The organism is Bacillus massiliigorillae, from assembly GCF_000380245.2.
Lineage (GTDB): Bacteria > Bacillota > Bacilli > Bacillales > DSM-1321 > Bacillus_AD > Bacillus_AD massiliigorillae.
In genome coordinates this window covers 3,231,672-3,247,769 of the sequence record NZ_HG428741.1, presented here as the reverse complement: position 1 = coordinate 3,247,769, position 16,098 = coordinate 3,231,672, and the positions used below count along the sequence as shown (strand labels likewise).

Here is a 16,098-nt window from a genome sequence, read left to right as displayed (position 1 = left end):
TTTTTTATATTGTTTTTTTTAACTTCATAAGCTTCGTTTAAAAAGGATTAGTAACGTTTTTTTTGTCTAAAAAGCTTAAAAAAAGATATAAAAGGGTATTATTTAGTATTGCTGGTTAAAAATTACTTAGATATAATAAATAGACAGAGATTAATGAGTGAATATTCATTCAATTATCTAACTACTTCGTTCAATGGACTTCTCGAAGTGTAAATGGGGTAGCTTTGAAAGTGCTGTGTAACTGTGCGAGTAGAACAAGTAACATCTGTTTATTTAAAAGTATTACGTGCATTGTTTTCACATCGACACAACGGATGAATAATGGTTTTCTTACAAAGGGGAGGAATATTATGAATTTGTCGTCTCAGCTTCACCAAACTGCTTTAGGGAACAGTGATAAAATTGCGTATCATTTTCTTGATCAACAACAGACATATGCTGAATTAGATGCCTCTATTACGAAATTTGCTTCTGGATTGACGAAGCTTGGAATTGGGAAGGGAGATCACGTTGCGTTAATAACAGGCAACTCTCCACATTATTTAATCGGTTTTTATGGTGTGCTTCGAGCCGGTGCAACAGTTATACCTATTAATCCTATTTACACTCCGGATGAAATAAGTTTTATTTTATTAAATGGTGATGTAAAAACTGTTATTACACTTGATGTATTACTACCACTTGTAGAAGGCTTACATAAGCATTTACCAAGTGTAGAACATTATATTATTTGTGAAACAGGTGAATACAAAGGAGAAAGCGACCTTTCCCAATTAAATGTGCATTCTAAGTTGATAGGTTTTATGAAGGTTGTTGGTTCTGGGGATCTAGACTTTAATGAACCAGATTTACTTGATGATGATGTAGCTGTCATTCTGTATACTTCAGGAACAACAGGAAAACCGAAAGGAGCTATGCTGACACATCGGAATCTATATAGTAATGCTAGTGATTCAGGTAGCTATTTAAAGATTAATAATGATGATCGTGTCATAACAACGTTACCGATGTTTCATGTGTTTTGTTTAACTGTTTGTATGAATGCCCCATTAATGTTAGGCGGAACAATAATAATCGTTCCAAAATTTAGTCCAACTGAAATTTATCGTATTGCTAAGGAATATAAAGCAACAATCTTTGCAGGTGTGCCTACAATGTATAACTTCTTATTACAATATAACGGTAATGTAGACGATTTAAAATCATTACGTCTATGCATTGCTGGAGGCGCTTCCATGCCCGTAGCCTTACTTCAAAATTTTGAAAAGAAATTCAATGTCATTGTATCAGAAGGATATGGTTTATCAGAAGCTTCTCCAGTGACTTGCTTCAATCCGCTTGATCGTCCACGTAAGGAGGGATCAATTGGTACTTCTATTGTCAATGTAGAAAACAAAGTTGTTAATGAGCTTGGTGAAGAAGTGCCAGTTGGGGAAGTTGGTGAGCTTGTTGTTAGAGGTAATAATGTCATGAAAGGTTATTACAAAATGCCTGAAGAAACAGCATTTACCATTAAGAATGGCTGGTTGTATACTGGTGACCTTGCAAGAATGGATGAAGAAGGCTATTTCTATATTGTAGATCGTAAAAAAGATCTAGTATTAGTAGGGGGATATAATGTATATCCTCGTGAGGTTGAGGAAGTGTTGTTTGCTCATCCGTCTATTGTTGAAGCGGCAGTTATTGGTGTACCTGATCCAAACCTTGGAGAAGCCGTGCATGCCTTTGTTGTTAAGAAAGATTCAGAAATAACAGTTGAAGATATATTGAGTTTTTGTAGTGAGCATCTTGCAAAATATAAAATTCCTACATATATCGAATTTTTGGAAGAACTTCCGAAGAATACGACAGGAAAAATTTTGCGACGTGCTTTAAAGAATGTCGTGAATAATTAATAAGAAAGGGGCTATGCGAACAGTGAATGAAATCACTATTTGCATGCCCCTTTATGCTTTTTCCATATAGTAACCTTTGTGAGGAATAGATTTAATAGAGAAGTGTTCCTTCACTCTTTTTCTAACTCTATAAATCAATGATGTTATTTCTTCATCTGCCACTAAATGATCGGGATCTCCAATGCGTTCATTCCACACACAATGAATGATTTCTTCTTTTGTAATCATCTTCCCGATTTTTTCATATAAAAGCTTAAAACAAGTATATTCTTTAGTAGGCATTTTAATTTGTTGATCGTTCACATAAATGGTTTGTATCGTGTCACTCAATAGGACATTACTTTTCGGAAAAAGGCTCGTTAAAGTTATTTCTCTAGTAACTTGATTGTCTACATCAATAAATAACTCTATTATTCCATTCACCAATGTAACAACGTCACCTTCAATAATTTGATAGCGCTGATGAGGAGTAAGATCATGGCCGTTGAGAGAGGTCCCATGTTTACTATCTAGATCTTCCACATAAAGAGAGCCATTCTCAAGGTAAAAGACACAGTGCTCACGAGAAACAAAATTGTTAAATATAGGAAAGTTTGCTTTGGAATGTCGGCTTGCTCGACCGATTAAAATTCTCGTACCTTCATGTAAATATGCGTAATCTCCTCTTGGTTCCATTCCTACTGATTTTAGCATAATTTTATAAGTGTCTTGCTTCATTTAAGATCCTTCTTTCTGAACAGAAAATATTTCAGAATTTTCAAATATTTTTCACGTATTTCTCATTTCTATTCTATGGTACTAATAATAACTCAACTTTATAATTATAAAAAATAGTTTAGGTGAAGTCATCTGATAAGAAAGCGTGAAGATAATGATGTGTTGGAAAAATATTAGTAATATAAGTGGTCTAGTTTTTATTTGTAGTGCCATATTATATTTTTTGGTACCATCAACTTGGGTCATTGCCCTTTATTGTTTGGCTGGGATTATTTTTTTAATTGGAACTTTATATTTTTAGAGAGATATGGAAGGTTTAATTAGGAGTGAACATCCTATGAAACAAAATAAAATTAGAAAGACAAGGTTATATATCCTATTGTTCGTAGTTGTACTTTTATTTGTCATTTTGATTTGTAGATTAGCAGAAGTGCAGTTAATATAAGGAATTTATTATAAGAGAGTGTAGCGAGGGGTTGCAATAGCGAATCTTCGCTTTTTTAATTTTCTAAAATTTTTAATAATTTTAATTGAAATTTTTTGAATTGTGTATATAATTAATTTAATATATGAAAGCCAAAAAGAGTATACATCATGAATTACTAGAAAAAGAGGAGGATTTCACTTGAAAAAATTTAAATTTCAAGCCACGGCAGGGATATTATCCCTATTGCTTCTTGCAGGATGTGGTGCAGACAAAACAGATGATAAAGCTGAAAAAGATGGAGCAGATAAAGAGAAAGCATATACTGTAGGTTTAACACAGTATGTCCAACATCCTTCCTTGGATGAAGCAACTAAAGGATTTAAGGCAGCACTTAAAGAAGAGGGTATTAAAGTCAAATATGATGAGACTAACGCCCAAAATGATGCAAATAATACAATGACTATTGCAAACCAATATGTTTCACAAGGTGTGGATTTAATTTTCGCTAATGCAACTCCTAGTGCACAGGCAGCAGCTAATGCTACGAAAGATATTCCAGTAGTATTTACCTCTGTAACGGATCCAGTTGGCGCAAAATTAGTACAATCTATGGAAAAACCAGGTGGAAATGTAACAGGAACTTCAGATGCGAATCCTGAAGCGATTGCTAACACAGTTAAATTCATAGCAGAGCAAATGGGAGCTAAGAAGGTTGGTACGGTATACAATACGGGAGAGCAAAACTCGGTAACACAAGTGAAATCTGTAAAGAAAGAGGTTGAAAAAGCAGGTATGACACTTGTTGAAAAGTCTGTATCAACTTCTGCTGATGTTAAGCAAGCAACAGAATCTCTTGGTGATGTAGATGCTATTTATATTATTACGGATAATACAGTTGTTTCTGCATTAGATTCCGTAATCATGGTTGCGAATGAGAAAGATATCCCACTATTTGTTGGAGAACTAGATTCAGTGAAAAAGGGTGGTTTCGCAGCGTACGGATTTAATTACTATGATATCGGTCATCAAGCGGGTACAATGGCTGCTGAAATCTTAAGAGATGGCAAAAAGCCAGCTGATATTCCAGTACAATTCCCAGAAAAAGTTCAACTTGTAATCAATGAGAAGGCAGCGAAAGAAATGGGTATTACAATTAAAGAAGAATGGAAGAAAGATGCTGAAATAATTAAGTAATGAATATAGCATAGGCTCATAGGCTGACTATGATAGAATCTTCATTTTCAAGTAGGTATTTGAAAAGAAAATTCTTTTAGTCAGCCTTATTGCCATTTTGTAGAGAAGGGTATTTGGTACTTTTTTTATAAATATATCCAATATTTGAGAGGGAGAGATTCATGCCTGGTGCAATTTTTAATTCAATAGAAGCAGGGGTTATATACGCTATTATGGCGCTTGGGGTTTACTTATCGTTTCGTATATTAGATTTTCCAGATTTAACGGTAGATGGTAGTTTTGTTACAGGAGCTGCTACAGCATCTATTCTTATTGTGAACGGTTACCATCCTTTTATAGCGACTATAGTAGCTTTAATAGCAGGTTTTATAGCAGGTTCAATAACAGGTTTATTGCATACTAAAGGAAAAATCAATCCATTGTTATCAGGAATTTTGATGATGATTGCTTTATATTCAATTAATTTACGAATTATGGGAAAAGCAAATATTCCGCTATTATCAGAGGAATCACTTGTTACGAAAATTCGAGATGGTTGGTCTAGCTTAGGTTTAAACGATGCAATGGGCAGTATTTTGAGTGCTGTAGGATTAGAAGGAATATTACCAACTGGTTGGGGCGTTTTACTAGTCATGCTTGTTGTAACTTTTATTATTAAATTCCTGATTGATGCTTTCTTGAAAACAGATGTTGGCTTAGCGCTAAGAGCAACAGGTGATAATGAAGGCATGATTCATAGTTTTTCAGCAAATACAAGCAATTATAAAATATTAGGGTTAGGTCTTTCTAACGGGCTTGTGGCTTTATCAGGTGCATTAATTGCTCAATATAATGGCTTTAGTGACGTTAATATGGGAATTGGGATGATTGTAATTGGTCTAGCTTCTGTAATTATTGGGGAAGCGGTATTTGGCTCTAAAACAATTGTTCGTGCAACGTTTGCTGTCATTGGTGGAGCCATTATTTATCGTATCGTGGTAACACTTGCATTGCAGGTGAAATTCCTGGATACAGGAGATATGAAGTTAATTACAGCTATTATTGTTATATGTGCGCTTATTATTCCAAAAATCATTGACAAGCAAAAGCAAAAGAAACGTAAGAAAAAGAGATTACAAGAACTTAAGGCGATAAGTGGAAGCAATATGTCGAACGGAGGTGACTCGGTTGCTACAGCTAAACCAAATTTATAAAGTATTTAATGAAGGTACGCCAGATGAGAAAATTGCGCTTACAGATATTGATTTGCAATTAGCGAAAGGTGACTTTGTCACTATTATTGGTAGTAATGGTGCTGGGAAATCAACACTAATGAATATGGTTTCTGGGAAGTTAACACCCGATGTGGGTAACATAATAATTGATGGGAAAAATGTGACTTCATTATCAGAATTTCGAAGAGCTGTTCATATTGGGCGTGTATTCCAAGATCCGATGGCAGGAACGGCGCCAACTATGACAATCGAGGAAAACTTGGCAATTGCTTATTGTAGAACAAGAAAGCGTGGATTGGGCTTTGGTGTTACAAAGAAACGAAGAGATTTCTTTAAAGAGAAATTAGAAACATTAGGTTTAGGCTTAGAGAATCGCTTCCAAGCTAAGGTTGGTTTATTATCTGGAGGAGAACGTCAAGCGTTATCTCTATTAATGGCAACTTTCACAGAGCCAAAGATTTTGCTGTTGGATGAACATACTGCTGCTCTTGATCCTTCACGTGCAGAGCTTATTACGAATCTGACTAAGAAGATTGTAGCAGATTATGGATTAACGACATTGATGGTTACACATAATATGCAGCAAGCACTTGATTTAGGTAATCGACTCATTATGATGGATAAAGGTCAAATTATTTTTCAAAGTAATGAAGAAGAGAAACAACAATTAACAATCGAAAAACTGTTAAATGAATTCCAACGAATCCGCGGTGAGCAAATGACAAATGACCGTGCGATGCTCGTATAAAATTGAAAAGGGCTGTCCAAAAAGTAATTGCTAATCACTTTTTGGACGCCCTTTTTCGCTTTTTTAACACGAACTCGCTTTCATTTAAATTTCAATTTTGCTTAGCGAAAGCAAATATTATACCACTTGAAATTCTATATTTAAATATTAAAAAAATAAAAAGAAATCGCTTACAAAACATATTGACACACCCTGTGTCACTTGGTAGTATACTAGGTGTAAGGAGATAACACACCTTGTGACATCTGAAAGGTATTCAAACTTCATTAAAGAAGGTGATGCAGTTTTGCCAAGAAGAATTGCTACATTCGGTTCTATGTTAATTTTATTAATTACAATCGTGAGTATCATTTTCCCACAAGAGTTTGTGTGTTTTATAGGAAATATACAAACTTATTTATTGGATCAGTTCAAATCGTTGATTTTGCTTATTCCGCTTCTTTTTTTAATATTTCTAATAGTTATTGCTGTCTCAAAAAATGGTAAAAGAAGATTAGGAGAAGGAAAGCCGGAATTTTCATTATTATCATGGGTAGGAATGATGTTTACAGCTGGAATCGGTATAGGCACTGTTTTTTTCGGAGTCGCTGAGCCATATTTTCATGCTATGTTATCGCCCGTCAATTTATCAAATAGTAGTGAAAGTGAAGTTTTCGCAAAAGCGATGGAATTTACAATTTTTGATTGGGGATTACCAGTATGGAGCATTTATACATTAAGCGGCTTAATGATTGGCTATTTTGCTTATCATCCTAAAAATAAAGGGAAGTTTTTACCTGGGATTCCAATACAAAGTTTATTTAAAAATAAACGCTTAGGTCAAGGATTAGCAACAACGACTAATTTATTGGCTGCTGTTACATCGGTGTTCTCTGTATCTGCTTCTGTGGCAATAGGATCATCACAGTTAACGGAAGGTGTGAACTATGTTTTTCCTTCATTAAATATTTCGCAATTACAAGGTTCTTTTATCTTTCTAATTCTGTTAATTATTCTATACTCAGTTGTAGCAATCTTACCGCTAGAAAAGGGCATGAATATTATGAGTAATGTGACTATCATTCTTGCTTTAGGTATCATGCTTTATATCGCACTCTTAATGTCAAAAACACTATTAGGCGATAGTTTATCTAGTATGTTTGGAAGTGTAATAGGATCATTTAAAAATCATTTTAGCTTTACGTTTAGTGAGTCTGACTCAGAATGGTTAATTGGCTATCCTTTAACATACATTCTGTGGTGGATTTCCTGGACACCTTTTGTAGGTATATTTTTTGCGAAAATATCAAAAGGAAGATCTTTTCGTGAATATATAACAGTATCGATTATTATACCTACATTATTCTCTATGTTATGGTTCTCTGTTTTTGGCTCTCATGCATTTGCTAATAGTGGGGTCGCAGAGTCTATAAATAATAATATATATTCAACATTCTTCGTAGTCTTGAATCAGTTTCCATTTGCTAAGTTTTTATCGGTAATCACTGTTATTATGCTTGTATTGTTTGTATGTACCACTGCAACAAGTGCTTCAATTTGCATTGCAACTATTACAAATAATGGTGAGAAACCAAAACCAGGTAGTACCTTAATATGGGCTTTATCTATGGGGGGGATTGCACTAGCCTTGGTGTTATCCGGTTCTTTTGATGGTTTAAAGCAAGTGGCGACATTGTTAGGCTTTCCTTATTTGTTGGTCATTTTTTTACAGATAGTTTCTTTTGTGAAAAGTTTAACAAACAAAAAAGATAACGAAGAATTGAATAAGGTTGAGAGTTACCAAGAGGAGGAGATTTGGAATTATGATAAAGTACAATAACCCTGTTCTAAACAAATATGAAGTACGAACATTGCCAGTACCTCGTATGTTTGAAACAATGGAAAAATTCTTATCATGGGTAAAACCATTAATTACGGAAGAGGAATATGTAGAAGCCAAAAAAGAGGTAGATCAATTCCTAAATTCTAATTTGTCCTCAATTCTACAAAATAGACTTATTAATAAGTCTATAGGTAAAGATGAAAATTGGATGTCTGAATGGTGGATGGATTATACGTATCTTGCATCAAGGGGACCTGTTACACCTGAATGTAACGCTCCTATTTCCATGCTATTCCCTACTCTTAATAATGTTGCCGCATTAGAAAAAGTAGGGATAGTCATGTATGCAGTAGCTGTCTTTTACAATAAGTTTAAGAATGAAGGTGTGCCTGATTTTGTCGTTCGAGATAAACGTTATTCATTAGATCAGTTACATGGCCTTCTAGCAGCTATGAGACATCCACAAGTTCACATGGATGTATATGAAATTAACGAAGATCAATCTGAGCACATTGCCTTTGCTTTCAGAAATCGAATCTACGAAATTCAAGTTATAAGAGACAATAACCCTGTTTCTTATAATGAAATTGTATCAACTCTTAAGAAGATTGTAAATCAAGATCAAGAACCAAAAGTTCCTAATGTCAACTATGTAAGTATCAGTACAAATAGAGATCATGCAGCTATTACTCTTGAAAGAATTTTAGAAGATGAGAAAAATAGTGAAGCATATGAAAAAATCAAACATAGTATTATTTTTGCTTCTTATGATGAATATGAACCGCAAAATATGACAGATGAGCTAGATAATATTGTTTACAATAAAGAATTTGTGAATAGATGGCACGGTAAAAGTGTGAATTTTAGTTTCGATGGTGCAGGTAACATTGGTTTTGTTGTGGATCATACCTATATAGATGGTGGAACAGAGATGTTCTTTACAGAATCATTGAATCAGATTATCGGTAAGATGGAACTCGATATACAAGATATAGAATTAACTAATGATATAAAAGAAATTGAGTTTACATTCTCGGATGATATTGCTCATGAACTCACAAAATATAAGCGTGATTATGATGCGTATATGAATAATGTAAGCTATGAAAAGGTTATCTTCGAGGGATTAACTAGAGAGCTTCTTAAAGAATGTGGAGTAGTGAGTGGTGATTCATTCATTCATTTAGTTTACCAAATGGCTCAAAAGAAAACGTTCGGAAAATATTTTAATACGTATATTGCAGTTGATAATCGTACTTTCTTTAAAGGTCGTACAGAATGTGTACGTCCAGTCTCCATGCAAAGTGTTACATTCATTGAGGAGTTTATGAAACAGGAAAAATCTCATGAAGAATTATTAAAGCTAATGAGAGCTAGTATGGATGAACAATATAAAAGATTAAAAGATTGCCAAAATGGTTTAGGAGTTAATCGTCATTTATTTGGATTGCAAATGGCGGCTATTGAATTGGATCTAGTAAATGAAATTCCACTATTCAGAACACAAGCGTGGAAGGTGATTGCAAACAATCGATTATCAACAAGTTCGGTTGTCGCACCAAACGTGAAAATATGCTATTTCCAACCTGTGGAAGCAGATGGCTTTGGAATCTATTATGTTGTTCATAAAGAATCCTTTATGGTCATTTCTTCTTTCAAAAAGGATGAAGCATTAAGAAAAACATTCATAAGTAATGTTCATGAAAGCCTACAAGAATTATTACAGTTTGTGAAAAAGAATGTGGAGGTTATTCATCATGTATAATACTGAATATTTCGTTAATTTGGTAAAAGAAAGAAGTGCAAAGAAACAAACAGTGGTAGTTGCTGCACCTTACGATGAAGGTTCTATATCAGCAGTTTGTCATGCTCAAAAGCTAGGAATGAGCAATGCTATTTTAGTTGGAGATACCTCCATAATAAAAGTTGTTGCCAATCAACATGGATTTGATATTTCTGAAATGGAAATTATTGATGCTTCTACTTTAGAAGAAGTAGCTGTGAAAACAGTACAACAAATCGTGAATGGAAAAGCAAGTGTCATTATGAAAGGGCTAATTGATACTTCTATATTACTTAGTCAGGTAGTGAAGAAAGAAAATGGTCTACGAACTGGTAAATTATTCAGTCATACTGCTGTTATTTTCAAGGAAAACTCAGATAAATATTTTATTTTGACAGATGCAGGAATGAATATTGCACCAACTGTGGATCAAAAGAAACAAATTATTGAAAATGCAGTTGAATTAGCTCACGCTCTAGGCAATGACAATCCGAATGTAGCTGTTCTATGTGCAAAAGAAAAAGTGTATGACAAAATGCCAGCAACTCTTGATGCTGATCAGTTACACAAAATGAATCTTGCAGGTGAAATTACTGGTTGTACAGTAAGTGGTCCACTACAAATCGATAATGCAGTATCAAAAGAAGCGGCAGAGTCTAAGGGGGTAAAAGACCCTGTAGCAGGAAAAGCAGATATTTTACTAGTTCCAAATATTGAAGTAGGTAATATCTTCGGAAAAGGATTGAAATATATCGGAGGTGCTGATATTACTTTTGCTGGTGTTGTGATGGGGCCTAAAGTTCCAATCGTAATGTGCTCTCGTGCAGATGGTGAAAAAGAAAAACTAATGTCAATCGCCTTAGCATGTGCATTATCAGCAAAGGAGAGTGTGAAACATGTTTAAGATATTAGCCATTAATCCAGGATCGACTTCAACGAAAATCGGTGTCTTCGAAGATCATACTCAATTGTTTGAGAAAGTATTAAGACATTCAACAGAAGAGCTTGCTAAATATGAAAGAGTAGCTGATCAATTTGAATTTAGAAAAGCGGAAATTCTTAAAGCGTTAGATGAAAATAATATCATTATTCATTCTTTATCAGCAGTAGCTTGTCGTGGCGGAGTAACAAAGCCCATCACTGGAGGAACGTATTTAGTTACGGATGAAGTATGTGAGTTTCAAAGAACAACTCCCTATGAGCATCCAGCTAATCTAGCAGCGATTATAGGCAAGAGGATTGCTGATGAGGTGGGAATTAATGCGTATTTCGTAGATTCACCAATGACATATGAGCTAAATGAATTAGCAAGTTTTTCTGGTCATAAAGAAATTAAGCGCCCGGGAAGATTCCATGCACTGAATCAAAAAGCAATTGCTAGACAATTCGCGAAAGATCAAGGGAAAAAATACGATGAATTAAATGTAATCGTTTGCCATTTAGGTGGAGGAATTTCAGTAGGTGCTCATGAAAAAGGGTTAGTAGTGGATGTAAATGATGCGGGTGAAGAAGGAGCTTTTACTCCGGAACGTACTGGATCATTGCCCGTACGACATGTAATAGATCTATGCTTCAGTGGTAAATACACGCATAGCGAAATGAAGAAGTTTATTCAAGGAAATGGTGGCTTAAATAGCTATTTAGGAATGAATGACTGTAGAGAAATTGAGAATAGAGCTAGCTACGACCCAGAAGCTCGTAAAGTGTTAGAAGCGATGTCTTACCAAGTTGCAAAAGAGATAGGTGCAAATGCAACGGTGTTAAATGGACAAGTGGATGCTATTATTTTAACTGGAGGCATTGCTTACTCCGAGATGATTACGAATTTCATCAAAGAAAGGGTTTCCTTCATAGCAGATGTATATATTTATCCAGGTGAAAAGGAACTTGAGGCATTAGCGGAAGGTGCAATAAGAGTCTTAACTAATGAAGAAACTCCAAAGATTGTTGAACTGTATCCGAAAGAAGAGAAAACGTTAGTAACAGTTTAAGAAAGAATATGTCTCTATTAGTACAGAAATCTACTAATAGAGACATTCTCTTAAATTAAACCCTCAGCTTCATAACTACTTTTTCTAGGAGTGAACATCAATGGCTATGGCAATGTCACCATTTAAAAAATATTTAACACTTTTCATGCTAAGTTTAGGTGGAGGAACGATTTATATCGTACCTTATTATAAGACTAATTATTATGATGCCCTCCAAGCGGCAACAGGATTAAATAATATGCAATTAGGTATGCTCGTAACAGTATATGGAGCATTAGCGATGATTTTCTATGTACCAGGTGGTATTATTGCAGATAAAATTAGTGCCCGAATTCTGTTTACATTTTCCATGATTACTACAGGGTTACTAACTTTATGGTATGCAACTCTTCCTTCTTATAAAATATTAATTATTATCCATTTACTAATGGCTGTAACATCCGTTCTAACTTTTTGGTCGGCGTATTTAAAAGGTGTTCGGGCTTTAGGTACGGATAAAGAGCAAGGGAAGCTGTTCGGTTTAAGTGATGCTATTCGAAGTTTAGCAGGATTTGCGGTAAGCTTTGTAGCTTTAGCATTGATAGGAAATGCAGTAACGAGTGGAGCGGGTATCACACAATCTCTATCATTCTTTGGTGGTCTGTATATTGCAATTGGTGTTATTTGCTTTTTCTTATTGCCTAAGGAAGATAAAAAATCTATTAATGAAAGTGGAGAAGAAGTTGCAACATTTAGTCTGAAATCTATAAAATTAATCTTTAAACTACCAGCAGTTTGGTTAATTTCTTTTAATATTTTCTTCTGGATGTGTGCATATAATACGTTAGCTTATGCTACACCATATTTTACACAAGTATATGGAATTTCGGAATCCAGTGCGGGTACAATTGGTATTGTGAGGATGTTTTTAGTAGCTGCAATTGCCGCACCATTAGCTGGTTTCTTGTCTGATAAAATGAAATCAGCATCTAAATTATTGATGTACTTAGGTATATTATCTATTATCTTATCCGCTGTTTACATATTTGCTCCAAACACAGCGAACTTTGGTGTTGTAATGATTGTTGTTACATTACTAGTAGGTGGGGCTTTTGCAGCAGCTCGTGGTATATACTTTGCGACATTAGCTGAAACGAAAATTCCATTGTATGTAACAGGATTAGCGACAGGTATTATTTCAATTATTGCATATTCTTCAGACTTGTTTATGCACGTTATGATTGGTGGTTGGCTTGATAAATACGGTTTAGAAGGATTTAAGATTACGTTTACTTGGATGACTGCTTGTACAGTAGGGGCTTTGATTACTTCTATTTTAATACGACGACTTGTAGTAAAGATGACTGCTAAAGAATAAAAGTATATCATGTTAAGAACTACTAACGAAAAATTAATGATTAGTAGTTCTTTTCTTTTTAATATAAAGTATGTATACATTATTGAATTAACATTGGTGAAATTTTATAATTAAATTTATACTGTTTAAACTAAAAGAATTAATTAGGAGGACTTTGTGATTACGGAAAATTCAAAATTTAACTCACAGAATTTATCGAAAAACCATGAATTAATAATAGTTGGTGCCAAGGAGCTTTTCTTAGAAAAAGGACTTAATGCTGTTTCGATGAATGATATTGTAGAGGTTACAGGTTTCTCACGAAAAACCTTATATAGGCATTTTGAAAACAAGGAAAATCTTGCATTTGAGGTTTTAAAACAAATTTACGATGATTTATTACAAAGATTTTCTCAGATTGAAAGCCCTCAAGAATTTGAAACTGGATTTGATGAGTTAAGTTTTAAATTGCATAAGTATATGGAAATACTTATACATAGCCTTCAAGAAGTTTCGTTTTTAGTTGAATATGATCATTATATTGAGAGTGGTTACGAACAATACGATATGTATTTAGAAAAAATAAATCTGATTCATGACACGATAGAACGTGGATTGCGAGATGGAAGTATCCGAAATGACAATGAAATAAATGACAATTTATCATTTGTTTTATGTGAAAGCTGCCTTGGATTTGTGTATAGATATCAGCTTAGAAAGCAAAGTGGTGCGAAGCTTCGTATTCAATCAAGTGATTTGAACCATTTTGTAGATTTATTGCTATTATCAGTGAAAGCAGAAAAATAAAGAAACAAGCAGTATCACCTTAAAAAGTGTGGTAAACTGCTTGTTTTTTTATATTTGTTTCATTATTTTTTTGTATACTTCTTTTTGTTTGAAGTTTTTTTCGCCCATTCCAAATACTTCAATGACTTTATTATCTTCATCTAATAAATAAGTTGCACTGGAATGAATGAATTCACCTGTGCCTGGGTCACGATATTGGAATTTGAAATTGTCTGCAATTTTTTTCACCGCAGAATTTTCTCCGCTTACTAAAAACCATCCTTTATTTTTATCTATTTCGAATGTTTTCGCGTAATTTTGTAATACTTCTTGCGTATCTCTTGCAGGATCAAAGGATATGGTTAAAAATTCTACTTTATTGCCAAATACTTTATCTTTTACTAAGCGATCACGTAATTGTTGCATTTGAAACGTAGTATTCGGACAAATATCTGGGCAATGTGTGTACATGAATTCTACCAGCCTAATCTTTTTGGGAAGATTAGAAAAAGCAAAGTCAGCACCTGTATGGGTTTGTAGTGTCACATCTTTTGGAAAAGACATTTGCGATTGGCGGTATTCAGTAAAGTAATAAATACCTGAACCTATACCGATAACTAGTATAATAGTGCAAATCATATATATTTTTTTTATACTCCCACCCCTAATTTTTCTAGTTATTTGAAAATTATGTACAATTTTATCATACCTTACAAAGAAACGAGGAAGGGAAGTGAAATAGGAAAAACATTGAAGGAAATATGAACTTATCCAAAAAATTCATTTATAAGCCAATATAATAGTTAAATAATCTTATATTCAATAGTTCTAATTCATTTTTTCCTTACTACATTTATAAGGAGGCTTGTTTACTTATAAATGAAGGGGGAATTGAATATGCGAAAATATATAAAAATCGCTTTAGGATTATATATAATGCTAGCTGCATTGCTGTATATATATATTTTCCACCTTTCGGATACATCTATTCCGTTACAATATAAGGGAACTGGTGCTGATCCGGCAACGTTTATGAATGAAAAACAATTGCTACTAAGTCAAGAGTTTTCAGAAGTCCGCAATTACTTATTTTTTCTCGAAACACCATTTGAATGGCTATTTTATTTTTTAATTTTTGCACTAGGTATCTCACGTAAAATGGAGCAATCTTCCTACTCACTATCTTCCTACTCATTCCTGCAAAAAAGTTGTTACTTCTTCTATTTATCTATACTTTCTTTCGCGGCATTCTTTCCGTTTAATTATTTAGGGTATCATCTATCGAAAACGTATCAAATTTCTACTCAATCTTTCTCGCTTTGGATGAAAGATGAGCTCATTAGTTTTTGGATTAATTTTGGTACAACCTTCATTATCGTATTTACTTTTTATTATTTAATACAAAGAAGCCCTCGTAAGTGGTGGCTATATATGTGGTTATTATCGGTTCCTTTTACACTATTCATTATGTTTGTGAAGCCTGTAGTAATTGACCCGCTATATAATGACTTTTATCCATTAAAAGACAAAGTATTAGAATCGAAAATATTAGCGTTAGCAGAGCAAGCTCATATTCCAGCAACTAAAGTATTCGAAGTGAATATGGCAGAAAAAACAAATGCAATGAATGCGTATGTGACAAGTATTGGATCTAATTCTCGAATTGTCTTATGGGACACTACTCTTAATAAATTAGGAGATGAAGAAATCCTTTTTATCATGGCGCATGAAATGGGACACTATGTAGAAAAACATGTGTATATAGGAATTGCGCTTTATTTGTTATTTGGTTTAGTTGGTTTATGGCTGGCTGCTAAAATAATGACTTTTATTATTAGAAAATGGGGAAGGGTTTTACATATACCAAATTTACAAAGCTTATCTTCATTTCCATTATTCCTTTGTACATTATCTCTGTTAGTCTTTCTATCAAGTCCGATTTCTAATTTGATTTCACGTTATGAAGAGGAAAGAGCAGATATGTATGCAATGGAAATGGTGAAGGATCAAGATGCAGCCGTTCGAACATTTCAAGAGCTGTCAAAATCTTCATTAAGTCAGTTAAATCCCCCTTGGCTCGTAAAGGTTTTTCGCTATACTCATCCAACAATGTTAGAAAGGATTTCTACTATAGAAAAATATGAGTTGAACAACTCTAAAAAGTCACAATAAACAAAGAAAGAAC

At 33.9% G+C, this 16,098-nt stretch carries 13 protein-coding genes; 11 read left to right on the top strand and 2 right to left on the bottom strand.

Annotated features, from left to right (window positions below; all coding sequences use genetic code 11):
- The first annotated feature begins 350 nt into the window (after window positions 1–350).
- Window positions 351–1,895: a fatty acid--CoA ligase family protein gene (locus TX86_RS14995; RefSeq protein WP_042349639.1), complete on the top strand. Its 1,545-nt coding sequence runs from the start codon at window positions 351–353 to the stop codon at window positions 1,893–1,895.
- Window positions 1,896–1,946: 51 nt separating this feature from the next.
- Here TX86_RS14995 and TX86_RS14990 read toward each other — a convergent pair whose 3' ends face one another.
- On the bottom strand, window positions 1,947–2,612 hold the full coding sequence (locus TX86_RS14990) for an FHA domain-containing protein (RefSeq protein WP_042349638.1): 666 nt from the start codon (window positions 2,610–2,612) through the stop codon (window positions 1,947–1,949).
- A 625-nt stretch (window positions 2,613–3,237) separates the two neighbouring features.
- On the opposite strand from TX86_RS14990, the gene TX86_RS14985 reads away from it, so the two are divergent.
- From TX86_RS14985 to TX86_RS14945, 9 genes are all read left to right on the top strand, one after another.
- A complete protein-coding gene (locus TX86_RS14985; protein WP_042349636.1) occupies window positions 3,238–4,233 on the top strand; it encodes an ABC transporter substrate-binding protein in 996 nt (331 codons plus the stop codon).
- A 161-nt stretch (window positions 4,234–4,394) separates the two neighbouring features.
- The gene (locus tag TX86_RS14980) at window positions 4,395–5,426 is read left to right on the top strand and encodes an ABC transporter permease (RefSeq protein ID WP_042349635.1); all 1,032 of its coding nucleotides are present in this window, start codon (window positions 4,395–4,397) and stop codon (window positions 5,424–5,426) included.
- The gene (locus TX86_RS14975; protein WP_042349634.1) at window positions 5,401–6,195 is read left to right on the top strand and encodes an ABC transporter ATP-binding protein; all 795 of its coding nucleotides are present in this window, start codon (window positions 5,401–5,403) and stop codon (window positions 6,193–6,195) included. The genes TX86_RS14980 and TX86_RS14975 overlap by 26 nt, the downstream gene beginning before the upstream one ends.
- A gap of 238 nt (window positions 6,196–6,433) precedes the next feature.
- Window positions 6,434–8,014 (top strand): BCCT family transporter, encoded by a 1,581-nt coding sequence (locus tag TX86_RS14970; RefSeq protein ID WP_042349631.1) that lies wholly within the window; start codon window positions 6,434–6,436, stop codon window positions 8,012–8,014.
- Window positions 7,998–9,782 carry a choline/carnitine O-acyltransferase gene (locus tag TX86_RS14965; protein WP_042349630.1) on the top strand — a complete coding sequence of 595 codons (1,785 nt, stop codon included), beginning with the start codon at window positions 7,998–8,000 and terminating at the stop codon, window positions 9,780–9,782. The genes TX86_RS14970 and TX86_RS14965 overlap by 17 nt, the downstream gene beginning before the upstream one ends.
- Window positions 9,775–10,704, top strand: a complete 930-nt coding sequence (locus TX86_RS14960; RefSeq protein ID WP_042349628.1) for a bifunctional enoyl-CoA hydratase/phosphate acetyltransferase — start codon at window positions 9,775–9,777, stop codon at window positions 10,702–10,704. The genes TX86_RS14965 and TX86_RS14960 overlap by 8 nt, the downstream gene beginning before the upstream one ends.
- Window positions 10,697–11,791 (top strand): butyrate kinase, encoded by a 1,095-nt coding sequence (gene buk, locus TX86_RS14955; protein ID WP_042349626.1) that lies wholly within the window; start codon window positions 10,697–10,699, stop codon window positions 11,789–11,791. Before TX86_RS14960 ends, buk begins: the two co-directional genes overlap by 8 nt.
- A gap of 100 nt (window positions 11,792–11,891) precedes the next feature.
- Complete coding sequence (locus tag TX86_RS14950; protein ID WP_042349625.1) at window positions 11,892–13,148, top strand: MFS transporter; 1,257 nt, start codon at window positions 11,892–11,894, stop codon at window positions 13,146–13,148.
- Between the two features lie 156 nt (window positions 13,149–13,304).
- Window positions 13,305–13,934 (top strand): TetR/AcrR family transcriptional regulator, encoded by a 630-nt coding sequence (locus TX86_RS14945; protein ID WP_042349624.1) that lies wholly within the window; start codon window positions 13,305–13,307, stop codon window positions 13,932–13,934.
- Between the two features lie 48 nt (window positions 13,935–13,982).
- Here the strand turns inward: TX86_RS14945 and TX86_RS14940 are convergent, their stop codons facing one another.
- Window positions 13,983–14,567, bottom strand: a complete 585-nt coding sequence (locus tag TX86_RS14940) for an SCO family protein (RefSeq protein WP_042349623.1) — start codon at window positions 14,565–14,567, stop codon at window positions 13,983–13,985.
- A 243-nt stretch (window positions 14,568–14,810) separates the two neighbouring features.
- Here TX86_RS14940 and TX86_RS14935 point away from each other — a divergent pair, with 243 nt between their 5' ends.
- Entirely contained in the window at window positions 14,811–16,085 is a 1,275-nt protein-coding gene (locus TX86_RS14935; protein WP_042349622.1) for a M48 family metallopeptidase, read from the top strand.
- Window positions 16,086–16,098: the final 13 nt, after the last annotated feature.

Excerpts from the sequence above, each read along its gene's own strand:
- TX86_RS14965 (WP_042349630.1), top strand. The coding sequence starts at position 7,998 with ATGATAAAGTACAATAACCCTGTTCTAAACAAATATGAAGTACGAACA.
- TX86_RS14980 (WP_042349635.1), top strand. The coding sequence starts at position 4,395 with ATGCCTGGTGCAATTTTTAATTCAATAGAAGCAGGGGTTATATACGCT.
- TX86_RS14935 (WP_042349622.1), top strand. The coding sequence starts at position 14,811 with ATGCGAAAATATATAAAAATCGCTTTAGGATTATATATAATGCTAGCT.
- TX86_RS14990 (WP_042349638.1), bottom strand. The coding sequence starts at position 2,612 with ATGAAGCAAGACACTTATAAAATTATGCTAAAATCAGTAGGAATGGAA.
- TX86_RS14995 (WP_042349639.1), top strand. The coding sequence starts at position 351 with ATGAATTTGTCGTCTCAGCTTCACCAAACTGCTTTAGGGAACAGTGAT.
- TX86_RS14960 (WP_042349628.1), top strand. The coding sequence starts at position 9,775 with ATGTATAATACTGAATATTTCGTTAATTTGGTAAAAGAAAGAAGTGCA.
- TX86_RS14950 (WP_042349625.1), top strand. The coding sequence starts at position 11,892 with ATGGCTATGGCAATGTCACCATTTAAAAAATATTTAACACTTTTCATG.
- buk (WP_042349626.1), top strand. The coding sequence starts at position 10,697 with ATGTTTAAGATATTAGCCATTAATCCAGGATCGACTTCAACGAAAATC.